We start from the raw sequence: 23,612 nt of genomic DNA, 5'->3' as shown, positions 1-23,612 counted from the left end.
ACGTTAATTGATTTAGTTTAAGGATTAGTTCAAGTCCCAGAAAATGCGGCCCGTAGTTACGTTGATGTCGCCTTGTGCGGTTACGTTCTCCGTGTTGTAGTTGTACTCGTTCTGCGGGTAGAACAGGCGACGGGGAATGCGGGAAGCGCGGTTGGGATCGATCGACAGCGGCGGGCCGGCGGTGAAGCCGATGTTCGGAGTGTCGCCGAGCACATAGTCCGTTCTGCGGTAGTCGGTGTACAGCTCGTAGGGAGCGATGCCGTTGAGGGCAAACCACTTCTGCGACAGGATGGTGAAGAGGCCACCACCGGGAGCAGTGATGTCTACGTCTTCGTAACCGGCGTTCGTGGAGATGTAGGTATCAGCCTGAGCGCTCGTGAGGCCCAGCCATACAAACGACTCGCGCACAGCAGCACGCAGGGCGTCAGCAGGGGTGCCTGCACCCGGGATCGCGATGCCACGCTGGATAGCTTCTGCCTGGAGGAAGAGGCTTTCCACGCTCGTCAGGATCCAGGCGCGGGAAGAAGCGCCGTTGGGGGAATAACCCGGAGCACGGACCGTAGACAGGTTGGAGCCGATCAGGGTCTGGTCGCCGGAGGCCTGGCCGAACTTGATACCCTTCTGTCCCGAAGCACCAGCTACATAGAAGCGGGCGAGGCGGGGGTCAGCGTTGTAGGTATAGTAGCGGATGGCGTAGTCGTTGGCACGCACGTGGTCGCGCTGGCTGCCGGTACCCGCTTCGTTGGTATTGTAGCGACGGTAGAAGGGCTGCGGCTTAGCACCGGAGAAGCCCGGGTTCAGGTGGGCCGACTGGCCGGCACCGATGAACCCTTCCGTGGTGAACTTGGCCACCTGGGCGGCAACATCCACACCCGGGGCAACCTGGGTGCTGTTGATGCCATTGTGCAGGTGGATGAGGAGGCGCAGACGCAGCGTGTTGGCGAAGCGTACCCAAGCAGTGGGGTCGCCGGCGTACACGAGGTCAGACGTGCTCTTCTCGGGGTTCAGCGACGCGTCAGCAGCAGCGGGCGACTTCAGCAGGGTGATTGCCGTGTCGAGTTGCTTGAAGAGGTCGTTGTAGATGTCTACACCTTTGTCGTATGCCGGGGTAGGCTCAGCGGTACCGCGGAACGCCTCGAAATACGGAACGTTGTTGTAGATGTCGACGAGGATGCCGAAGTTGTGCGCCTTCATGATCCGGCCAACGCCTTCATAGAATGCAGCACCGTCAGCCTTCGACTTGTTGATCATGATCTGGTAGTTGTTCGCATTCGCGTACAGGTTGGTCCAGATCTGGCTTTCGAAATCGCGTCCGAACTTGTAGGTCTCGATCTCCGTCAGCGACTGGTAGGAGCCGGAACGTGCCCAGAAGCCCATCCACATTTGAAGGGTCGTGAAGTTCGTAGCCACGATGTCGGAGGTAACTACCTGTGCGGCCGGCAGCAGTACCTGGGGCGTTACGGAAACGTCCGTTACGTCATCGGGGTTGGCGTTGATATCGAACTTGTCCTTCTTACAGCTGCCCATGCCGAGCATGAGTGCCGCAAGGGAGGTTGCGTATATGATTCTTTTCAATTTCATCTTAATCCTGTTTTTTGGTGGTTAGAAACGGAGTGTCAGGTTAGCACCGTAGATGCGGGTCGGAGGCATGTTGAAGGCCGTGCTGCGACCAACGGCGTTGCCCGTGTAGGCGTTGTTGCCGTTAGCGGAGAACTCGGGATCGGTCCATACGTTCGACTTCGGCAGGAACATCAGGAGGTTACGCGCGTTCACACCGATCGTAGCACCCTTGATCACGTTACCCAGGCGGGCACCGAAGATACGAGTGGGGATCGTGTAGTTGAGCGCTACTTCACGGATTTTCCAGAAGGCACCGCTGGCAACGTAGTTGGTTTCGACACCGGTGTTCAGGTCGCTGTTCCAGAACAGGCGGCCGTAAGTCTGCGTGTACACGTTCGTGTTCGTCACGTACTTACCGCTACCGTCCATTACTACGGAGTTGGGGAAGATAAAGGCACGACGGTCGGCCTGGGCGCTGCGCTCAGAGATACCGTTGTCGTCCAGGAAGCCACCGAGCTGGTCGGCAACGATCTTGTTACCGGCACGGTAGTCGGCAACCGCGCTGAAGCTGAGGCCTTTCCAGGTCACGTTCAGGTTGAGACCGAGGATGTGCTTCGGCATGGTGCGGCCAACGCGAGCGAGGTCGCCGGCGATAGTCGGCATACCCGTCTGGGCATCCACGATCACACGACCCTGGTCGTCACGCTGGTAGTCAGACACCTGGAACACGTAAGCGGGCTGGCCTACAACTGCATAGTTGAAGTTGCCGATACCGAGTTCCTTCACGTCGCCGATGAGGCTGGTGACTTTGGAGTCCTGGTTGGAGTAGTTCACCTTGAAGTCAACGTTCACGTTGCCCAGCTTCACGAGCGGGGTCAGGCGCAGATCGATCTCGAATCCTTTGTTGATGAAGGAGCCGGCGTTCTGGATAGCGGTCGTGGCACCGGTGGTGTTGGACTGCTGTACGTTGATCACCTGGTCGGTGTTGTCCTGGTTGTAATAGGTAGCTTCTACGTTGATGCGGTTGTTCAGGAAGCCGAGTTCCAGACCTACTTCACGGTTGTTCACGTACTCGGGGCGGTATTGGGCAGCCACTGTGGTAGTGGTAGCCTGGAAGCCCAGAACATCGTTGAAGGGGAAGAAGGTACCGGCAGCGAACACGTTCTCAAAACCATAGGCGCTGAGGTTCACGTTACCCGTCTTGGTGATGGCACCGCGGATCTTGGCGTAGTTGAGGATCTTGTTCGACTTGAGCGCGGGGATAGCGTCGCTCAGTACCACTGAGGCGCTCACGCCGGGGTAGAAGTAACCGATGTCGCTCTTCTCGAAGGCAACACCCGGCTTCACCAGGCGGCTGTCGAAGTCGTAGGAACCGGTAGCCTCGATGAAGGCCCACTTGTTGAAGTCGAAGGACACGCGACCGAAGTAGCGCTCCAGGCGGGTTACGGAGTTGTCCACGTCAACGTTCGGCTCACCTTTGCGCAGGGCGATGGTGTAGGCCGTAGCGGTACCGAGGTTGTTGCTACCCAGCGAGAGGAAGCGGGAGCGGGATTCGCGATAGGAGTGACCCACGAGGGCGTTCACACCGAAGGCACCGAAGGTCTTGTTGGCCGTAGCGAACAGCTCCGAAGTGAAGCGGTTGCTGAGCGTAGAACCGTTCGTTACAGCGCCGGTGATGTTGGCGGTACCGTGGTCGCGGAGCGTGTTGTGGAAGGCCGAGTACTGGAACGGCTCACGGGTACGCTTGTAGTCGGCGTTGGCATAGGTAAGACCTACACGGTACGTGAAGTTCAGCCAGTTAGTAGCCTTGAAGTTCAGTTCACCGTTACCGAAGATATCGTCGCCCTTGCCGTACTCGCGGGCGTTGTCCTTAGCGAAGTAAGGGGTCTTGCCGTTGTTGTCGAGGTAGGGGCTGTAGAAACCGTCGGGGCTGGAGAAGTAGTCGTTTCTCCAGTCGCTGAACATACCCAGGTCATACTGACCGGGGGCAGAGGTCACGCCGTAGTAAACGAGGGTGTTGTTGGTGGTGACGTCGTACTGCTGGTTGGTGTAGCGCAGGTTGAAGCCGGCACGGAAACGACCATACTCGCGGTCAGCCTTCAGGGTGAAGGTACGGCGGTTGTTCTGGTCGCCGGGCATAACACCGTCGATGCTCACGTTCTGGCCGCTGAGGTAGAAGCCGTCGGTGGAGAAGGAAACGTCGGTCTGGTGCGTCACACCGGTGTTGAAGAAGTTCTTGCGGCCGTTCTCTACATAAGAGTAGGGCAGCATCAGCTTCTCACCGTTGGGGCCGGTCTGACCCATCTGGCGGATAGAACCGTCGAAGGGATCACCCCAGCTCTGCTGCTCGATCGGCTCGAAGGTGCCGTAACCGAGGGCGTCGGGGGCATAACCGGAACCGAAGCGCTTCTGGAACTTCGGCATGTAGGCGATGCTCTCGAGCTGGGTAGTGTGGCTTACCGACACCTGCGGGCGGCCTTTCTGGCCACGCTTGGTGGTAACCACGATAGCGCCGTTCACACCGTCGGGACCGTAAACGGCCGTGGCGGACGACGACTTGAGGATCGTTACGTCGGCGATGTCGTTGGGGTTGATGGAGCTCAGGAAACCAAGGCTCAGCGGCACACCGTCGAGGATGAGCATGGGCTGGTTGTTACCCGTGAGCGAGCGGATACCACGCAGGGTGATACGCGTTTGGGCGAATACACCGGCGTTGGTGGTATTGATGTTGAGGCCGGACACCTTACCGGTAAGACCGTTCTGAAGGTTCACAGGGGCAGCCTGGGTCAGTTCCGTAGCGCGCACCTTGGCAGTAGAGTAGCCAAGTTCTTTAGCCTGGCGGGCCTGGCCGAGGGAGGTTACTACTACTTCGGTCAGTTGCTCAGAACCACCGCGGGTGAGGCTGATGGCGGTAGCGGCGTCGGCGCCGACTGTGGATGCCTGATAACCGGCAGCTGTGATGTTCAGGCGGGCGTTGTTGGCGACCTTAATGGTGAAGTTACCATTTGCGTCGGCCGTTACAGCGTTTCTGGTGCCAGTTTCAGTAACTGTGGCGAAGGGAACACCGTTCCCTTGCGCGTCACGAACCTGTCCGGAGACGTTACGTTGCTGCCCAAATGCCAATGAACAAAAGAGCATTGACACCGTTAGCAGCGATGCAATTTTTCTCATTTAGACGTGTTTTTTAATTGTTAAAAAGCCTTAAATACATTCTATCGCGGTCTTCCGCATCGGAGAACCATTGTAAGCAGACAACAGTTTTTGCGGATTTGCTGCGCCAAATTATACTTTTTCTAACAAAAATTTTCTTTGTTGTTAAAATTTAGCGGTGATAAGCGGGGCAAAACCTGCATCAAAGGCGGATCATTGCCCCCACCCGGATCTCCGACACCCGGCTTCCGGCCACCCGTTCCATCCCGCTGCCTGTGAATGGTTCGTCGGGCCGGATCGTCTGTGCCCAGCGTAGTGACCCACCGATGCCGCCTCTTCCCTCGTACCGCAATAGTGCCAGCCAGCGGGCGCCCCTCCCGTACACGGCCAGCGCCGGGGCACCTGCCTGTACATCCGGCTCCCAGGCATAGAGGCGTCCCTCCCAGTCCCCGGTCGCAAACAAATGTCCCCGCAGCGTCAGGCGCCAGCGGCGGCCGAGGCGCCCCTCCCCTTCCACCGCCATCCCCGACCCGCCCCCCTGCACCCCCCAGGTAGCCGCCCCCTCCAGCTGCACGGCCATACCCGGCAGCTGCTGCCGCAGCAGGAGCCGGGCGCTGTGCCGCCGCACCGGGTCCACGCCGCGTACCGGCTGATCGCCTCCATTGTTCACCATTCGTTGCCGCCACGCATACCGAAGCGACAGCTCTACCCGCCGCGACGGTCGGTAGCGGAGGCCCGCACCGAGATCTGCCCCGCCGGCCGGGGCATCCACCCGGTATCGAAGCCAGGGGGAATGATAGAGGTCTGCAAACACACTCCATTGCCACTGGACCGAAGGGCGCACCTGGAGCGTCAGGTAAAGCCCTTCTTCGTTCTGCGGCGCCGAATGACGGGTGAACGCATTGCCGCCCAGGCTGGCAAAGCGCGGGGCAATGCGGCGATAGAGTAGGCCAAGGTCCCAGGCAGGGTCGCCGCTCCACAGCAGCCCCTGCACAAGGGCGCTGCCGCCCCCCTGCCCGGTAGCCCATTCACCGAAAAAGTGGACGTTGCCGAGGCTGTGGGCGTAATCAACGCTGCCATTGAACCATTCATTGCCCTGCGGCGAAAAAAGATCATATGATTCTTTTCTTTGTTGCATCTGGGCGGAGAATCGATACCTAATTCCTTGAACAGCAAGCACAAAGCGCCCCCTCCGGTACCGCAGTCGCCCGCCACCTGCCCATTGCACCAGGCGCCCCCGGCTGGCCCGCTCGCCCGGCGTCCGGTGCAGGCCGCTCTCCCCGAAGCCGGTAAAGTGCAGTCGCCCCGAGTCAGCTGTTTCGGCGCCCGTAGGATCCAGGCGACGGTATGAGGCAAAGGCGGAAAGCTCCAGGGATCCGCGCTGCAGCGTCAGCGCCGCGCCCCGGTGAAAGGCGAACTCGCCCGCCGCCCGGTGCGGAAGGAAGAGCGGGCCCTGTCGCTTCAGGTACGAAAGATCGGCGCCCCCGCCAAAAGCAAGCCCCTGCCACTGGATCAGGCCCTGGCCCATATTCACGGTGTAATCGCCGAGCGCAAGCGTGCGGAGCAAGCCGGAACCCTCATAATAGAGGTGCCCCGACAGGAAATCGATGCCCGTTCCCTTGCGGAAAAGTGGCTCGCCCGCGTCTTTCTCGGCCGTCAGCCCCCAGCGAAGGCGCGGCCCCTGGAAGCGGTACCGGAGCTGAAGGCGGTCGGGGCTGCCGGCGTAGCCTCCCGGGAGGCGGTAACCGGCTGCCCGCTCCAGCTCGCGGGCAAAGAGGAATTGCAGACGGTGCTCGCCCCGGAACAGATGAGGGGGCGGGCCGGCGGCACTGGCACTGAGGTAAGGCCGGAGCTGTTGCACGAGGGCCGGGTCCCAATGCGGGACGGCCTGTAGCTCCTCCACCGCCAGCAGCGGGCCCAGGCGGGCGCGGTAGTGGAGCAGGCTCTGCACCTGCAGCTCGTGCAGGGCGCCCAGCGCGCGCAGCTGCTCGGCGGTGGCGGTGTTCACCGAAAGGGGGTGACGCCGGAGGTACTCCAGCTCCTGGGCGAGGGGCTCGGCGTCGGTGCTGCGCTCGGGCGGGTCTCCCAATTGCTCGAGCCCCGAGCGAACGGGGTCCAGATCCTGCGCGGCGGCCGGCAGCAGGATGCTACAAAGCAGGACCAGGTACAGGTAGTGCATGGCGGATCATTGGGCGGGAAACAATAACAGCAGGCCCGGGGTCAGCCCCAGGTAGCGGTGGCCGGTGGCGGTGACCTCGAGCAAGAGGTGGCGCAGGCGCAGCCCGGCGCCGAGGTAGGCCACCGGGCCGGCCGTAGTGATGCCGGCGCGCCCGCGAAGGGCCCCGGCAACACGGAACTGGAGGCCGGCGGTGAGGGCCGGCGGCCCGCCCCCCTCCTGCCGCAGCTCGGCGCCCATAAGCCACTGGCCAGTGCGCTCCCACGTGAGCCCGAGTCCGAACGCCGACGGCAGCCGCTCGGTACCCTGCTTGCCGAGGCGCACCCGCGCCGGATTGTGCACCCAGGCACCTGCATGAAGCCGCTCACCGAGGTGCAGCCGCAGACCGGCGTCCGCCGTAAGGCCACCAGCCGCTCCATACCCGGAGGCCCGTACCGCAGCATAGCGAAACTGAACGCCGACGTCGAGCAGTGAGCCAAGCTGGCGGGCATAAGCGAGTCCGACCGTGCTTTCGGAGTAGTCGGGGCCGCCTCCGAATTGCAGCAGGGCTCCGGCGCCCCCGCCGGCAAGCGGCAACGCCGCCGAAGCCTGGTAGGCCGACAGGGCTTCGAGCCCGAAGCGGTACTCACCGTAAAGGGCAGCCGAAAACTGGGTGCGGCCTGCCAGCGCCGCCGGGTTGACGGCAAAGGAGGACGCGTCGGCAAAGCGCGGCGAGGATGCCGACAGGCGGGTGTACAACGAAGCGCCTTGCGCGGGATGCAGCTGGGCGGCGGCACGCAGCAGCACCAGCAGGAAAGGGAGCAGCAGCAACGGTCTCATGGAAAAGGGTTTGTGCAAAGCTCCTGCGCCCGGTTGGGGGAAAGAAAATGTTTTTCCCATCAAATGGTGGGAATTTACCTTTGGCGCATGCAAATCCTGAACGGGAAGGAAGCTGCCCAGGCCATCAAAGATGCCCTGAAGATCGAAGTGGCGCAGCTAGCCTCCAACGGCAAGGAAGTTCCGCACCTGGTAGCGATCCTGGTGGGTAACAACGGCGCCAGCGAAACCTATGTAGCCGCAAAAGTGAAGGCCTGTGAGGAAGTGGGATTCAAGTCGACCCTCATCCGGTTCGAAGAATCGGTATCCGCCTTCAAGCTCCTCGAAACCATCCGTGAACTCAATGGCGACCCCGACGTCGACGGCATCCTGGTGCAGCTGCCGCTGCCGGCGCATATCTCATCGGAAGAAGTGATCAACACCATTGACCCGGCCAAGGACGTGGACGGCTTTCACCCCAATACGGTGGGGAAGCTCGTGCTCGGGCAGCCGACCTTTATCCCGGCCACGCCCTACGGCATCATGCTGCTGCTGCAGCATTACAAGATCGACACCCGGGGCAAGCACGCCGTGGTGATCGGACGCAGTAATATCGTAGGCCGCCCAATGAGCATCCTGCTGAGCGCTGCTGGCGCGCAGGGCAACGCTACCGTCACCATCACGCATTCGCATACGGTGAACCTGGCGGAGATCTGCCGCAGCGCCGACATCATCGTAGCCGCCCTCGGCCGCCCGGGCTTCGTAACGGCCGATATGGTGAAGGAAGGCGCCGTGGTGATCGACGTAGGCATTACCCGTGTGGACGACCCATTGCGGAAGAGCGGCTACCGCCTTTCCGGCGACGTCGACTTTGGAGCCGTGGCCGAAAAAGCCTCGTTCATTACGCCTGTTCCCGGCGGCGTCGGCCCCATGACCATCGCCGCGCTGATGAAGAATACCTATCATGCGTGCGCAAGAAAGCACTTCGAATAAAGGGTTTAGAGGGTTTAGGAGGTTTAGAAGGTTCTGATTAACCGGAACCAACCACCTAAACCCTCTACACCTCCTAAACCTTGTTCTCCCATGAGCATCCCCATCACCGATGAAGCCCGCCTCGCTCCCTCCGGCACCCTGCCGGTGATGGAGCATTTCTACACGCTGCAGGGCGAAGGGCTGCACCAGGGCCGGCCCGCGTATTTCATCCGCCTCGGCGGCTGCGATGTGGGCTGTGTATGGTGCGATGTGAAAGACAGCTGGGATGCGGAGCGGCACCCGCACTATGCCATCGATTCGCTCGTGGCGCTGGTGAAAGAGACGCCCGCACCGATCGCGGTCATCACCGGCGGCGAGCCGCTGCTGCACCCCCTCGATCCGCTCACCGCTGCCCTGCGCGACGCAGGCCTGCGCACCCATATCGAGACGTCGGGGTCGTCGCCGCTTTCCGGCCGCTGGGACTGGATCACGCTGTCGCCCAAGAAGTTCAAGGCGCCCCTCCCCGAAGCGGTGGCCGCGGCCGACGAGCTGAAGGTGGTGGTGTTCAACAAGTCGGACTTTGCCTGGGCCGAGCAGTGGGCGGCACAGGTAAAACCGGGGTGCCGCCTCTACCTGCAGCCCGAGTGGGACAAGGCCGCACAGGTGACGCCGCTCATCATCGATTATGTAAAAGCCCACCCGCAGTGGACCCTCACGCTGCAGACCCACAAGTATATCAACGTGCCGTAGGGATCTCAGATCTCAGATTTCAGATTTCAGATTTGGGCTGGCGCGCGTGGGAGTGGATGCAGGTTTTGCCCGGAGTAATGGGCCTTGCCTATTTCCCTTTTCTATCACTCCTTCTTTGTTCCGTGTTCCTTATTCCCTGTTCCTTGTTCTTTGTTCCTTGCTCCTTGCTGTCATGGAGAAGCGCCATGGCGCGTCTTTACCTTCCTAGATAAAGAGCGCTCCCGTGGCATGAAGGGAACGTTAAAAGAGCAACGCGGCCTTTCCGGTACAGCGGGCGTACCGTATTTTCATCGGATGAACCTGAGGTCCCTCACCACACTTTGCCTGTTGCTGTCCGCGCTCCTTGCTTCCGCCCAATACGACCCTTCCCGCATTAACAAAAAAGCGGTGGAGGCCTACCAGAAAGCGCTCGTCAAGATCGACGAGAGCAAGTGGAGCGACGCGGTCGACCAGCTGAACGAAGCCGTGCGCCGCGACCCCAACTACCTGGAGGCGTACGTGTCGCTGGCAGGGGTGCACAGCCAGTTGAAGGACCGCCGGCGCAGCATCGAGAATTATGAAAAGGCCTTTGCCATAGACTCCTCCTACCTCGTAGAAATACGGCTACCCTACGCCATTGCCCTGGCCGGCAACGGGCAATTCGAAAAAGCCCTTGCCATCGTCACCGACCTCGCCACGCGCCCGAAGATCTCCAACGCCACGCGCAAGGCCGCCGAGTACCGGCAGAAAAGCTTCGGCTTCGCCGTGGAGCATGCCCGCACCCACCCCGACAACTACGTGTTCAACCCGCGCAACCTCGGTCCCGGCGTCAACAGCCCCGACCCGGAATACTTTCCCTCCATCACCATCGACGGCGACAATATGATCTATACGCGCCGCATCGGCGGGCGCAACGAAGACTTCTTCCTGAGCCAGCGCGCCGGCGGCACCTGGGGCGCCTCGCACCACCTCACCGGCTCCATCAACACGCCGCAGAACGAAGGCGCTCAGAACGTATCGCAGGACGGCAACTGGCTTATCTTCACCGGCTGCCACCGCCCCGGCGGCGCAGGCTCCTGCGACCTGTATATCTCCTACCGCGAAAAGGAAGGCTGGAGCGAGCCCATCAACCTCGGCCCCAATATCAACACCGACCAATGGGAATCGCAGCCCTGCCTCTCGCCGGATAAAAAGGACCTTTATTTCGTAAGCCGCCGCTTTGGTGGGTTAGGTGGCGCCGATATCTACGTGTCGCACCAGCTGGCCAACGGACGCTGGAGCGCGCCCGAGAACCTCGGTCCGAATATCAATACCCCGGGCGACGAGTTCACGCCCTTCGTACACGCCGACAACAACACGCTGTACTTCGCCTCCGACGGTCTTCCGGGCTACGGCAACAAGGACCTCTTCGTGGTGCGCCGCAGTGCCGACGGGCAGTGGGGCACACCCGAGAACCTGGGCTACCCGATCAATACCATCGACGAGGAGAGCGCGCTCGCCATCGCCTCCGACGCAGTGACGGCCTATTACGCGTCGGACCGGCCCGACGGCCTCGGCAGCCTGGACATCTACAGCTTCGACATGCGTCCGTCGATGCGGCCCGGCCGCACGCTTTGGGTGCAGGGCCGGGTGCACGATGCCCAGACGAAAGCCGGCCTGCCCTCCACCGTAGCGCTCATCGACCTGAAAACAGGCTTCGAGCAATCGCGCCTCCAGACCGACGAAACCGGACAATACCTCGTGACGCTGCCGTTGGGCAAAGACTATGTATTCAACGTGAACCGCAAGGGCTACCTTTTTTACTCCGACCAGTTCCTGCTGCGCGAAAAGACCTCGGACTCGACGTACCGCAAGGACATCCCGCTGCAGCCCATCGAGGTGAATGCCTCCGTAGTATTACGGAACATCTTCTTCGACGTGAAGCAGTACGAGCTGCGGCCGGAGTCGCAGGTGGAGCTCGACCGCCTCGTGCAGTTCCTCCGCGACAACCCCACGGTGCGTATCCAGATCGAGGGGCATACCGATAACGTGGGCAAGCCTGCCGACAACCAGAAGCTTTCCGAGTTCCGTGCCCGCGCCGTGATGCAGTACCTGAACCGAAAGGCGATCAAGAACGAGCGCGTAACGGCGAAGGGCTTCGGCGAAGCACAGCCCGTAGCGCCGAATACGACCGATGCTGGTCGTGCCCAAAACAGACGAACGGAAGTGAAGATCGTGGCGAAGTGACGGCCCCCTGTCCCCCGGTAGGGGAATTTAGGTCGATTATACTTTTCTTGATTCGACCTTTTCTCAGAGCACTTCATACGAAAGTCCCCGCCTGAGGCGGGGGCTTTCTACGTTAGGAGGGTAAGGGGTTGAAGGGCGGAGGGGGAATTCTTGAGTATTTGAGTACATGAGCAGGTGAGCAAACGAGGTGGCCTAACGCCGGCAATCGAACACCTCGTAAAATCATACAATCTCGTACTTATGTGCTCATCGATCGCCCATCCGTGCTTTGAGAAAAAACTCGCTGTTATAACGGAAGCATCGGCCTAAGTTCCCCCTTCGGGGGACAGGGGGCCGAGATCTGAGATTTTTCACGCGGTTTTCTGTTGTTTTTCCCCTGATTTCCTGCGGGCCGGCGCCGAATTTTGAGGCGATGGCCCCTGACCTTTTATATCAGCTTGCCCTCACGCAGGTGCCCGGCATCGGCGATGTGCAGGCACGCTTCCTGTTGCAGCACTACGGAAACGCCGAAACCGTGTTCCGGGCACGCCGCTCCGAGCTCGAATCGCTCGAAGGCATCGGCACCGCCCGCGCCGCTGCGATCCGGCGCTTCCGCGACTTCCACCTGGCGGAGAGCGAGCTGCGCTACTTGCAGCGGGCCGGGCTGCAGGCCTGGTGCCTTACCGACGCCGCCTACCCACAGCGGCTGCTGCATTGCTACGACCCGCCTACCCTCCTCTTCGGCCGCGGAGCTGCCGACCTCAATACGCCGCGCCTCGTGGCCATTGTGGGTACCCGCAACGCTACCGACTATGGCCGCTCCGTAACCGAAGCCCTCGTGCAGGAGCTCGCGCCCTATCGAGCTACGATCGTAAGCGGGCTCGCCTTCGGCATCGACGCCATCGCCCACAAGGCAGCCCTCCGCGCTGGCCTGCCCACCATCGGCGTGGTGGGTCATGGGCTCGCGCGGGTGTACCCCTATGAGCACCATGGGCTCGCGCGCTCCATGGTGGACGGTGGCGGCGCCCTGCTCAGCGAGTTTTTTCATGACGTGAAGCCCGACAAACACAACTTCCCGCTACGCAACCGCATCGTAGCCGGTCTTTGCGACTGCACTGTCGTGATCGAGACCCAGGTGAAAGGCGGCTCGATGATCACGGCGCGGATGGCCGATGGCTATCACCGCGACGTGTTCGCCGTGCCGGGGCGGCTTACCGACAAAGGCAGCTCCGGCTGCCACGAGCTGCTGCGGCAGCAGAAGGCGCAGCTCTTTACCTCGGCCGACGCCCTTGCCGAGGCGCTTGGCTGGAAAGACCGGAACAGACCGGCGGCAACCCAGAAAGCCCTGTTCGTGGAATTGTCGGATGACGAGCGGCAGCTGATGCAGCTTCTGGAAGGAGCGCCGCAACTGCACGTGGACGACCTCTACCTCCGGAGCGGCCTGCCGAACAGCAGCGCCGCGGCGGCCCTCCTCAACCTGGAGCTGCAGGGCGTGATCGTGGGGCTGCCGGGAAAGTGCTACCGGTTGGCGTGAGGAGTAATGTGCTAATGGGGTAATGTGCTGATGGGATAATGAGGTTCAGGTAGGTTCGACAGATTGAGCTTATCGTCCTTGGTGAAGCGATAGGCTGGTGCGGTTGCAGGGGAAGTTCCTGGTTACCACTTAACCTAGCGGAAAACCCACCTGACCATTCGCCGGGCGCTGATGGCACTTTCAATTATGCGTGCGGACGGACGCAAAACCCACGGTTAAAACCGTGGGCTAGTGCATATCGAAAACCCACGGCTGAAGCCGTGGGCTGGTAGCAACAACCTTTTTTTAAACCCCCAAAACCTTCTAAACCATTGTTGTTCTCCACACCTGTTTACAATTCGGTAACGGGGCTTTCCCTGCCCGCCCTATATCTTTGCACATGGCAACAAACTTCACGCCCCGCACCTTCCTGGAGGGACTCACATTCGACGATGTGCTGCTGGTCCCCGGCTATTCCGAGATCCTGCCCCGCGACGTTTCCATCCGGGCGCGCCTTACCCGCGACATCACCCTCAACATCCCGCTGCTTTCCGCCGCCATGGACACCGTGACCGAGGCGAAACTCGCCATCGCACTCGCACGCGAAGGCGGCATCGGCATCCTCCACAAGAACATGACCATCGAGAAGCAGGCCGACCAGGTGCGCCGCGTGAAGCGCTCCGAAAGCGCCATGATCCTCGACCCGGTGACCCTGCCCACCTCCGCCACCATCGGCGACGCCCGCCGCATCATGAAAGAATACGGCTTCGGCGGCATCCCAGTAGTGGCCGACGGCGGCACCCTCGCCGGCATTCTCACCAACCGCGACCTGCGCTTCCAGGAGGACATGAGCAAGCCGGTTACCGAGGTAATGACAAAAGACAACCTCGTGACCGCCCCTGAAGGCACCGACCTCAAGAAAGCAGAAGCCATCCTCCGTCAGACCAAGGTCGAAAAACTGCCCGTGGTAGACGGCTCCGGCAAGCTCATCGGCCTCATCACCTACCGCGACATCCTGCAGGTAACCTCCTACCCCAATGCCGCCAAAGACTCGCTCGGCCGCCTGCTCGTAGGCGCCGCCATCGGCGTCACCGCCGACATCCTCGATCGCGTGGCCGCCCTGCAGGCCGTGGGCGTGGACGTGGTGGTGCTCGACTCTGCCCACGGACACTCCAAAGGCATCATCGATTCGCTGAAGAAAGTAAAAGCCGCCTACCCGAACCTGCCCGTCATTGCCGGCAACATCGCCACCACCGAAGGCGCGGCCGCCCTCGCCGACGCCGGCGCCGACGCCGTGAAGGTGGGCATCGGGCCCGGCTCCATTTGCACCACCCGCATCGTAGCGGGCGCCGGCGTGCCGCAGCTCACGGCCGTGATGCAGGCGCACGCCGCGCTCAAAGACCGCAACATCCCGATCATCGCCGACGGCGGCATCCGCTACACCGGCGATATGGTGAAGGCCCTCGCCGCCGGCGCCGACTGCGTGATGATGGGCTCCATCTTCGCCGGCACCGAGGAAAGCCCCGGCGACACCATTATTTACGAGGGCCGCAAGTTCAAGGAATACCGCGGCATGGGCTCACTGGGCGCCATGAGCGTGGGTTCCTCCGACCGCTACTTCCAGGACCCCGAAGCCGACGTGAAGAAGTTCGTGCCCGAGGGCATCGAAGGCCGCGTGGCCTACAAGGGCTCGCTCCGCGAGATCGTATACCAGTTCGTGGGCGGCCTCCGCGCCGGCATGGGCTACTGCGGCGCCCCCGACCTCGAAACGCTGAAGACGGCCACCTTCGTCAAGATCACGAACGCCGGCATGCGCGAGAGCCATGCGCACGACGTGGAGATCACGCGCGAGGCCCCGAACTATAGCAGGAAATAGCCCCTGTCCCCCAAAGCGGGCACTTAGGCCGAACAATTCTTCCGGTAGCGGTTACTCCAAAAGCTGGAATTGGTAACCGGTTAATGTGCTGATGTGCTAATAAGCTAATGTGCTAATAACTAAAGGCCCGGATCGCTATGCGATCCGGGCCTTTGTTTTGCTGTGCGTTGAGCATGGTGGATAGGCAAAACGAAAGCAATGACCTAAGTTCCCCCTTGGGGGGACAGGGGGCCGGGACCCGTGTTGTGCATTCCTATATCGGGCGGGGCTGGTACATCCCCAAGGGTGCAAGGGCGCTGTTGCTCGGCACCTTCCCGAGTGTGCTCATCCGCGAAGCCTTCGGCAGGATCCGCCCGGAGGACGTCGACTTTTTCTACGGCAGCAAGGACAACAACTTCTGGCGCGATCTCTCGTATATCTACGGACGCCCCCTCGACCAGGAGCGCACGGAGAAAGCGATCCGCCAACGCATGCAGTTGCTCGACGACCTGAGCCTCGGGCTCTCCGATTCCATCTATGCCTGTCATACGTTGGGTTCCGCCATGGATACGGCGCTGCACGACCTCGAACCCAATTTACAGCTCATCAGGGATCTCGACACCCACTCCTCCATCACCCGGCTCTACTTCACCTCCTCTTCGGGCAAGGTGAACGCCGAAAGCGGCACGCTCCGGATCCTTCGCGATGCCGGCCGGCTCAGCGGCATGAGGATCATCCGGCAAAAGGGCCCGCGCCGCCGGCAATTCACTTTCACGGATGCGGAGGGGAGCGCCCGCGTCATCGACACGGTAACACTGTTCTCGCCCTCGCCGCTCGCCGAGCAGTGGGGCGCGCTGACACCGGAGGGACGGCGTGCGCAGTACCGGGAATGGCTCCCGCGGCTTTGAGCGAAGCAGCCTGTATAAACCGGCCCGGGAAATTGTAGCTTCGTGTCCGTATGCAACCCGGGATCATCCTGCAGACCGACCGCCTCCGGCTGCGCCGCTTTACTACCGGCGATGCAGCCTTTATCGTAGCCCTGCTCAACAGTCCGGGCTGGCTCCGCTTCATCGGCGACCGTGGTGTACACAACGAGGCCGACGCACTGCGCTACCTCGGGAACGGCCCGTTCAAAAGCTATGCGGAGCGCGGCTTCGGGCTTTCGCTGGTGGAAACGAAAGAAGGGACAGCCGCCGGTATGTGCGGGATTCTTGTGCGCGACACGATGGACTATCCCGATATCGGCTTCGCCTTCTTGCCGGAACATGCGGGTAAGGGGTACGGGTACGAGATTGCCTCGACTACCCTCCGCCATGCCCGCAGCGCCTGGGGACTCACCACGATCGACGCCATTACGTTGCCGGATAATACAGCCTCCATCCGATTGCTGGAGCGGCTCAGGATGCACCGGATCGGCACGAGCACATCGCCCGCCGGAGAAGAACTGTTGCTCTACCGCTCTTCCCATACGATCGAATCATGAAACAACACATTGCCCAGATGGCCCTCGTAGTGGCCGATTACGACGAGGCCGTTGCCTTCTATACCGGGAAACTACAATTCGACCTGCTCGAGGATACGCCGCTGAGCGACACGAAGCGCTGGGTGCGCGTGGCCCCGAAAGGAGCGACGGAGTTCTGCCTGCTGCTCGCAAAGGCCGTGGGCGAGGAACAAATGAGCCGCGTGGGCAACCAGACCGGCGGCCGCGTGTTCGGCTTCCTGCATACCGACGACTTTACGCGCGACCATCAGCGGCTCGTATCGGAAGGCGTGCGCATTGTGCGCGGCCCCGCAAGCGAACCCTACGGGCAGGTACTGGTGTTCGCCGACCTGTATGGTAACCTCTGGGACCTGATCGGAGCGTAGTTTGATGGTTGTAGTTGCGGGGGCATGAGCAGAATCAGGAGCCGGTACGCAACCAAACGGCTACTTTTGCGCTTCAAACGAGCTCCTATGACCCGCGTCTTCCTGCTTTCCCTCGGCCTGTGCCTCTCCGCTGCAGCCGCCCATGCCCAGCAAAAATCCGAAGCCAAAACCGCTGCCGCTAAAGTGCAGGTGGTAGAAGCCTCCTGCGGCAAGTGCAAGTTCGGCATGACCGGCGACGAGTGCGAGCTGGCCGTGCGCATCGACGGCAAAGCCTACCTCGTGGACGGCAGCAAGATCGACAACCACGGCGACGCCCATGCCGCCGACGGCTTCTGCAATGCCATCCGAAAGGCCGAAGTGACCGGCAGCATCATAGACGGACGCTACAAGGCCGCCTCCTTCAAGCTGCTGCCCCCCGCAACGCCTGCCCGCAAGAACTAACGGGGGGCCCTGAAGCGTGAGGCGTGAGGTAAAGCCTCATTATGATCGGGCATTTCCTTTTCGTGCCTAACGCCTTGCGGGTTCAGCCTATAACAACAAGCGGACATCCATCCCTTTGCCCGGTTCATCCCGACAAGCCATCGCCCGGCCGCGCTTTTCGTTAACTTGCGGCAAACCCTGCCTGTGCCTGCACGCCTCCTTGCTCTCCTGCTTTTTTTTGCGTCCCCGCTCCTTGCTGCCGCGCAGGCCGACTGCCCGCTGCGCATCACCCTGCTCACCTGCGCGCCGGGCGCAGAGCTGTATTCCACCTTCGGGCACACGGCCCTCCGGGTGCAGAACGTGCAGACAGGCGAAGACCGGGTGTATAATTACGGGACCTTCGAATTTGGCGAGGACTTCTACGTGAAGTTCGTGCGAGGCAAGCTGCCTTATTTTCTTTCGATCGAGCGGTACGACGATTTTATCTACCAGTACCAGATGGAAAGCCGCAGCGTGTGGGAGCAGGAAGTACTCCTCGACTGCACCCGGCGGGCGGCGCTGCTGCGCGCGCTCGACGAGAACGCGCTTCCGCAGAACCGGCAGTACCGATACGATTTCCTGTTCGACAACTGCACCACGCGCGCCGGCGACATGATCCTGCGCCAGGCGCCGGCACCCGTGACCACGGCCCGCGTCATTCCGGAGGCGGCCGACAAGGCACCCACCTTCCGCAACCTCATACACCGGTACCTCGACTCCGGGCAGCAGCACTGGAGCAAGCTGGGCATCGACCTCCTGCTCGGGGCCAAACTCGACCGACGCGTTACGAACCGCGAGGCACAGTTCCTGCCCGAGATCCTGCTACAGGGCATGACGGGCGCGCGGGGAGCCGACAGCCTCATCGTAAGCGCCGCCCGCCCGGTGCTGCAACTTCCCCGCCCTGCCGATGGCGGCGGTATTCCGCGGCCCGGGATCGTATTTGGCGCCCTGCTGGCCGTGGTGACCGTGCTGTCCTTCATGCCCCGGCGCGGCGTGCGCGGGTTCATCCGGGCCTTCGACTTCCTCCTGTTCTTCAGCACCGGCGCCGTGGGCGTGCTGCTGCTCTTTATGTGGTTCGGCACCGACCACCAGCTGTGCGCCAACAACTGGAACCTGCTCTGGGCCCTGCCCACCAACCTGCTCGCCGCTCCCTTCGTCCGGCGCGACAGCCGCCCCATGCACTGGTACCTCGGGGCAACCATCGCCCTCAATGCCCTAGCGCTGATCGGGTGGATCTTTTTACCACAGCAATTAAACACGGGCTTCCTCCCGGTAGTCCTACTGCTCCTGCTGCGTGCCTGGCTGATCATCCTGAAACCCCACTACCATGCTCCGGAAGCTGACCGAACATAAGGGCGCCCTGCTCTCCTACGGGATCTCCGGTAGCGACGGCCCCGTACTTGTGCTGCTTCATGGCTTCGGCGAAGACAGCGGCATCTGGGCCCGGCAGCAGGAGCTGGCCGCGCACTGCCGGCTCCTGCTCCCCGACCTGCCCGGCTCCGGCCGGTCGGCGCCGACGGGGGACCTCAGCATGGAAGGCATGGCCGATGCCGTGGCCGCCATGCTCGACGCGGAAGGAATCAGCCGCTGCATCCTGGTGGGCCATAGCATGGGCGGCTACGTGGCCCTTGCCTTTGGCGAGCGCTACCCGGGGCGGCTGCAGGGGCTTGGTCTCTTTCACTCCACGGCCTATGCCGACACCGAAGAAAAACGGGAAACGCGCCGTAAAGGGATCGCCTTTATCGAAAAGAACGGGGGCACCGCCTTCCTGCGGGCAAGCACCCCGAACCTCTACAGCGAAGAGAGCCGCACGCGCCGGCCCGAACTTGTGGCTGCCCACCTTTCCGGAACTTTGCCGGTAGCCGATGCAACATTGACCGCCTATTACCGGTCTATGATCGAACGCCCCGACCGATCCGCTATGTTAAAGGATGCAAAAATTCCCGTTCTATTCCTGCTCGGCAGGCACGATAATGCCGTACCTTTAAAGGACGGCCTCGCCCAATGCGTGCTGCCGGATCGTGGCATGGTGTTCCTGATGAACGAGGCCGGGCATATGGGCATGGTGGAATGTCCTGAAGCGGCAAACGATCAGCTCCTCACCTACCTGCGATTTGTAAACCAATGGACCGCCGCCCAATGAAAAGACTCCTTGTACTGCTACTGCTTGTGTTTGCCTATGGCACGGCCTCGGCCGACCACCTCAAAGGCGGCTTTTTCACCTACCGGTACCTGGGCCCCGGCGATAATGACCCTTCCAAGAATGCCTACGAGATCACGCTCACGGTGTACATGGACGAATTCGCCTCCAACCAGATCACGACGTCGATCCCGTTCACCATCTTCAATGCCGACAACGGCACCGAGCTTACCACCCTCGATGCAAGCAGGATCCGCCTCGATACCCTGCGCAAGAATACCGCCGACGAGTGCATCATCAACGCACCGGTCGGCATCTTCTATAAGGTGCTGGTGTACCAGCTGCCGATGGTCGAGCTGTCGCCCAACAACAATGGCTGGGTGGTAGCCTACCAGCGCTGCTGCCGCATCTCCGGCATCGCTAACGTGATCATGCCGTCGAACAGCTCGGGCAATACCTATGCGATCACGATCCCCGGGCGCAACGTGCTGCTGGCCGCGCCAACCAACAGCTCCGCTGTTTTCCTCGTCAACGACACCGGCATTATCTGCCGCAATTCCTACTTCGAATACGACTTCCACGGCACCGACCCCGATGGCGACAGCCTGAGCTACAGCTTCTGCGATGCCCTGCATGGCGGCGGCCAGTCGCCCGGCGGCACCTGCACCACCTGTCCCGCGCCCAACCCGGCCGCGCCCCCGCCCTACCCCGTCATCGGCTACAGCTCCGGCTTCTCGGGCGGCCAGCCCCTCGGGCCCCAGGTCAGCATCGACCCGCGCACCGGCAAGTTCAGCGGCATCGCACCCGAAGTGGGCGAGTACGTGGTAACGGTGTGCGTGAACGAATACCGCAACGGCGTGCTCATCGCCCAGACCCGCAAGGAGCTCCACATCAAGGTGGCCGACTGCTCCGCGGTGCAGGCCACGCTTTTGCCCCAGTATGTGAATTGCCAGGACTTCAATGTCATCTTCAACAACGCAACCCCTACCGGCGTCGTCTCCTCGTTCTGGGATTTCGGCGTGGCGTCGCAGACAAACGATACGGCCAACATCAACACGCCCACCTTCGTATATCCCGACACCGGCCTGTACGTGGTGAAGCTCCTGGTGAACCGCGGCGAGAAATGCGCCGACAGCACCACCTCCATCGTGCGCGTGTACCCGGGCTTCTTCCCCGGCTTCGAGTTCTCGGGCATCTGCGCCAACAAGCCCACCCAGTTCCGGGATACTACCAAGACCAACCACGGCTTCGTGGACAAATGGTTCTGGAACTTCGGCGACCCCACGACCCTGGCCGACACGTCGCTGCTAAAGCTGCCCCAGTATACTTACGGAGCGCCGGCGACCTACACGGTGACCTTTACGGTGGGCACCAACAAAGGGTGCTCCGAAACGATCACGAAGACGGTCACCATCATGGACAAGCCTCCCCTCACGATGGCCTTCAGCGACACCCTGATCTGCAAGGGCGACACCCTGCAGCTCGGTGCTGCCGGCGACGGGATCTTTACCTGGACGCCCGCCGTGAACATATCCGGCGCGAATACGCCGAGCCCACGGGTATGGCCGGCCACCACGCGGCGTTACTACGTCCAGCTGGATCAGAACGGCTGCCTCAACCACGATTCCGTAGATGTGAACGTGGTCGAATTCGTGACCCTGAACATCAACCCAGATACGACGATCTGCCTTACCGACTCGGTACGCCTCGGCGCACAGACCGACGGCCTGCGCTTTGAATGGACGCCCGGCGAAGCGATGGACGACCCGGGGCTACTGACACCAGTGGTGCTACCCGGGCCCGGGCTCAACACGTACCGCCTGACCGCCTACATTGGTCATTGCAGTGCCACCCAAACGATGCGGGTGCGTACCGTGCCCTACCCGCAGGTGCGGATCCAGGACGATACGACGATCTGCTTCCGGGCATCGCTGCAGCTCAATGGGGTGCACGACGGCAACCGCTTTGAATGGAGCCCCACCACCTGGATGACCAACCCGCAGTCGGCAACGCCCACGGTGCGGCCGCCCGACACCACGCAATACGTGTTCACGGTATGGAATACGTCCAGCGGTTGCCCGAAGCCGCGGCGCGATACCATTACCGTAGGCGTGATGCCCCGCATCTACCCCTGGGCCGGCAACGACACGATGGTGGTGGCAGGACAGCCCGTGCAGCTGCTCGCCACCGGCGGCGTGCGCTACCAATGGCTCCCGGCCCTCGGCCTCGACAACCCGAATATTGCCAACCCGGTGGGCTTCTACAGCGAAGACCCGGAATACATCAACTATATCGTGCGCGTGTTTGACCCGCGCGACTGCGTGGACTCGGCGCGCCTGCGGGTGCGCGTGTTCCGCACCGAGCCCTGGATCTTTGTGCCTACGGCCTTTACGCCCAACGGCGACGGCAGGAACGACGTGGTGCGCCCCATTGCCGTGGGCATGCGCAAGATCGAGTGGTTCCGGGTGTTCAACCGCTGGGGACAGCTCGTATTCGAAACGCAGAAGAACGGACACGGCTGGGACGGCACCATCAAGGGCAAGGACCAGGGCTCCAACGTGTTCGTGTGGGTGGTGAAAGCCGTCGACTTCAAAGGCAAGGAATACTTCGCGAAAGGTACGGTAACGCTGATCCGGTAAGGAGGATCGGCACGCGAAAGGCGCGGAATAAAGAGAAAGATATTTGTTTCGGTCAGTCAGCGCCATGCATTTACCTTATAAAAGAAAAGCTCCGCCACGTGCGGGGCTTTTCTTTTGCGGGGCAGCCCGGTAGAACGCTGACGGCCGCAGGCGGCCCTGACCGGGGAAAAATCCCGCGCAGCAGGGAAGCTCAGGCTTTTTACCTAGCTTTAGGTAACCGTTCCCTCCCTACCCACCCGTGGCCAGCGGGTCTCCTACCTTTTTATAAACCCAAAAACTGCTTTTTATGAAACGAACAGCAACCTGCTTGCTCCTGCTCCTCCTTTGCGGCACCCTCCTGAATCCGGTTATGGCCCAGGGCCCCTCGGCCACCGTCACCAGCGTCAACAATACCGTATGCGCCGGCGCTGTGCTGAAGGTCGGCTACAGTGTATCGTCGAATTTCGCTCCCGGCAACCAATTCCAGGTCGAGCTCAGCGACGAGAACGGCTCCTTTGTCGAATCGACCATCCTGCGCACGTTTTCAGCCCGCAAAACGGGCACAGTGAGCGTCATCGTCCCGGCCGATATGTCCGGGAACGGCTTCCGGGTGCGCCTGCTTTCCACCAACCCGGCGCTCACCGGCCCCGACAACGGCAGCAACATCACGATCAACGAGATGCCCGCCATCGAGCCGATCGCCAACCAGACCTATTGCGCCAACACGATGACGGCGAACACGCCATTTATCGGCAATACCACCAACTATACCTGGCTGAACGACAATCCGTCGATCGGGCTTGCAGCCTCCGGCTCAGGCACATCGATTCCCTCCTTTACGGTCATAAACAGCGGCAGCTCCGAGCAGCTGGCCCACGTGCGGGTCCGGGCCGTTTCGAGCCAGGGCTGCGAGAGCAAGGCCGCCGGCTTCCGCATCACCGTGAACCCGGTGCCCACGATCAGCCCGGTTGGCCCTATTGTCCGCTGTCCCAACGTGCTGGTACCGGCGCTGACCTTTTCGGGCACGGTGCCCGGGACCACCTATCGTTGGACCAACAGTAATACTACGGTAGGACTGGGCGCCAGCGGGGTAAATACGGTGCCGGCCTTTGTCACGTTCAATCCCAGTCTGGTGTCGCCGAACCTGGCCCAAGTAACGGTGGTCCCGACAAGCCCGGCGCGTTGCGTTGGTGCGCCGTTGGTCTACCCGATCTTCGTGGTTACCTGCGGCGGCGGGGGTGTAGCCAACGGCGACGGACAGCGCGCCGCGCTCGACGCACAGGTGACCGTAGGTCCCAACCCGACGCGCGGCACCGTGCGGATCGTCTATGGCGGCACGGCAACCCAACTGGTGGTGACGGTACTCAACGCCAGCGGTACCCCGGCCCTTGCGCCCTTCAGCTTCACCGGCACTACGGCAACCGCCGACCTGGGGTCGCTTCGCCCGGGCACCTACTATGTGCAGGTGTCAGAACCGCGCAGCGGCGCCAGCATGTCGCGGATCGTTGTCAAATTCTAAGCGATTACCTTTCAAAAAGCCCGCATCCCCCGATGCGGGCTTTTTCATGCCCCGA

At 61.7% G+C, this 23,612-nt stretch carries 17 protein-coding genes; 13 read left to right on the top strand and 4 right to left on the bottom strand.

The window, feature by feature from the left end:
• Nucleotides 1-24 precede the first annotated feature (24 nt).
• The 4 genes from ABD937_RS02305 to ABD937_RS02290 all read right to left on the bottom strand — a co-directional run bounded on the left by ABD937_RS02305 (nucleotide 25) and on the right by ABD937_RS02290 (nucleotide 7,705).
• On the bottom strand, nucleotides 25-1,581 hold the full coding sequence (locus tag ABD937_RS02305) for a SusD/RagB family nutrient-binding outer membrane lipoprotein (RefSeq protein ID WP_345253050.1): 1,557 nt from the start codon (nucleotides 1,579-1,581) through the stop codon (nucleotides 25-27).
• Between the two features lie 21 nt (nucleotides 1,582-1,602).
• Nucleotides 1,603-4,731, bottom strand: a complete 3,129-nt coding sequence (locus tag ABD937_RS02300) for a SusC/RagA family TonB-linked outer membrane protein (RefSeq protein ID WP_345253048.1) — start codon at nucleotides 4,729-4,731, stop codon at nucleotides 1,603-1,605.
• 181 nt (nucleotides 4,732-4,912) lie between these two features.
• On the bottom strand, nucleotides 4,913-6,889 hold the full coding sequence (locus ABD937_RS02295; protein WP_345253046.1) for a ComEA family DNA-binding protein: 1,977 nt from the start codon (nucleotides 6,887-6,889) through the stop codon (nucleotides 4,913-4,915).
• A gap of 6 nt (nucleotides 6,890-6,895) precedes the next feature.
• Complete coding sequence (locus ABD937_RS02290) at nucleotides 6,896-7,705, bottom strand: hypothetical protein (protein ID WP_345253045.1); 810 nt, start codon at nucleotides 7,703-7,705, stop codon at nucleotides 6,896-6,898.
• A gap of 87 nt (nucleotides 7,706-7,792) precedes the next feature.
• On the opposite strand from ABD937_RS02290, the gene ABD937_RS02285 reads away from it, so the two are divergent.
• The 13 genes from ABD937_RS02285 (at nucleotide 7,793) to ABD937_RS02225 (ending at nucleotide 23,557) form a co-directional block, all read left to right on the top strand.
• Entirely contained in the window at nucleotides 7,793-8,674 is an 882-nt protein-coding gene (locus ABD937_RS02285) for a bifunctional 5,10-methylenetetrahydrofolate dehydrogenase/5,10-methenyltetrahydrofolate cyclohydrolase (protein ID WP_345253043.1), read from the top strand.
• A gap of 90 nt (nucleotides 8,675-8,764) precedes the next feature.
• A complete protein-coding gene (locus tag ABD937_RS02280) occupies nucleotides 8,765-9,403 on the top strand; it encodes a 7-carboxy-7-deazaguanine synthase QueE (protein ID WP_345253042.1) in 639 nt (212 codons plus the stop codon).
• A gap of 294 nt (nucleotides 9,404-9,697) precedes the next feature.
• The gene (locus ABD937_RS02275) at nucleotides 9,698-11,608 is read left to right on the top strand and encodes an OmpA family protein (RefSeq protein ID WP_345253041.1); all 1,911 of its coding nucleotides are present in this window, start codon (nucleotides 9,698-9,700) and stop codon (nucleotides 11,606-11,608) included.
• A gap of 412 nt (nucleotides 11,609-12,020) precedes the next feature.
• Nucleotides 12,021-13,121 carry a DNA-processing protein DprA gene (gene dprA, locus ABD937_RS02270; protein WP_345253040.1) on the top strand — a complete coding sequence of 367 codons (1,101 nt, stop codon included), beginning with the start codon at nucleotides 12,021-12,023 and terminating at the stop codon, nucleotides 13,119-13,121.
• Between the two features lie 379 nt (nucleotides 13,122-13,500).
• Complete coding sequence (guaB, locus tag ABD937_RS02265; protein WP_345253038.1) at nucleotides 13,501-14,976, top strand: IMP dehydrogenase; 1,476 nt, start codon at nucleotides 13,501-13,503, stop codon at nucleotides 14,974-14,976.
• Nucleotides 14,977-15,221: 245 nt separating this feature from the next.
• A complete protein-coding gene (locus tag ABD937_RS02260; RefSeq protein WP_345253037.1) occupies nucleotides 15,222-15,863 on the top strand; it encodes a uracil-DNA glycosylase family protein in 642 nt (213 codons plus the stop codon).
• Nucleotides 15,864-15,913: 50 nt separating this feature from the next.
• Complete coding sequence (locus ABD937_RS02255) at nucleotides 15,914-16,438, top strand: GNAT family N-acetyltransferase (RefSeq protein ID WP_345253036.1); 525 nt, start codon at nucleotides 15,914-15,916, stop codon at nucleotides 16,436-16,438.
• Entirely contained in the window at nucleotides 16,435-16,821 is a 387-nt protein-coding gene (locus ABD937_RS02250; RefSeq protein WP_345253035.1) for a VOC family protein, read from the top strand. The genes ABD937_RS02255 and ABD937_RS02250 overlap by 4 nt, the downstream gene beginning before the upstream one ends.
• Before the next feature lie 87 nt (nucleotides 16,822-16,908).
• Nucleotides 16,909-17,262, top strand: coding sequence for a DUF6370 family protein (locus ABD937_RS02245; RefSeq protein ID WP_345253034.1), 354 nt, complete (start codon nucleotides 16,909-16,911; stop codon nucleotides 17,260-17,262).
• A gap of 183 nt (nucleotides 17,263-17,445) precedes the next feature.
• Nucleotides 17,446-18,633 (top strand): Lnb N-terminal periplasmic domain-containing protein, encoded by a 1,188-nt coding sequence (locus ABD937_RS02240; protein ID WP_345253032.1) that lies wholly within the window; start codon nucleotides 17,446-17,448, stop codon nucleotides 18,631-18,633.
• Nucleotides 18,608-19,423 carry an alpha/beta fold hydrolase gene (locus tag ABD937_RS02235; RefSeq protein WP_345253031.1) on the top strand — a complete coding sequence of 272 codons (816 nt, stop codon included), beginning with the start codon at nucleotides 18,608-18,610 and terminating at the stop codon, nucleotides 19,421-19,423. Before ABD937_RS02240 ends, ABD937_RS02235 begins: the two co-directional genes overlap by 26 nt.
• Nucleotides 19,420-22,059, top strand: coding sequence for a T9SS type B sorting domain-containing protein (locus ABD937_RS02230; RefSeq protein ID WP_345253030.1), 2,640 nt, complete (start codon nucleotides 19,420-19,422; stop codon nucleotides 22,057-22,059). The genes ABD937_RS02235 and ABD937_RS02230 overlap by 4 nt, the downstream gene beginning before the upstream one ends.
• Before the next feature lie 286 nt (nucleotides 22,060-22,345).
• Nucleotides 22,346-23,557 (top strand): T9SS type A sorting domain-containing protein, encoded by a 1,212-nt coding sequence (locus ABD937_RS02225; protein WP_345253028.1) that lies wholly within the window; start codon nucleotides 22,346-22,348, stop codon nucleotides 23,555-23,557.
• Nucleotides 23,558-23,612: the final 55 nt, after the last annotated feature.

Source organism: Flaviaestuariibacter amylovorans, assembly GCF_039541815.1.
Classification (GTDB): Bacteria; Bacteroidota; Bacteroidia; order Chitinophagales; family Chitinophagaceae; genus Flavisolibacter; species Flavisolibacter amylovorans.
The sequence above is the reverse complement of the archived record's forward strand: the minus strand, read 5'-3'. Positions and strand labels throughout refer to the sequence as shown.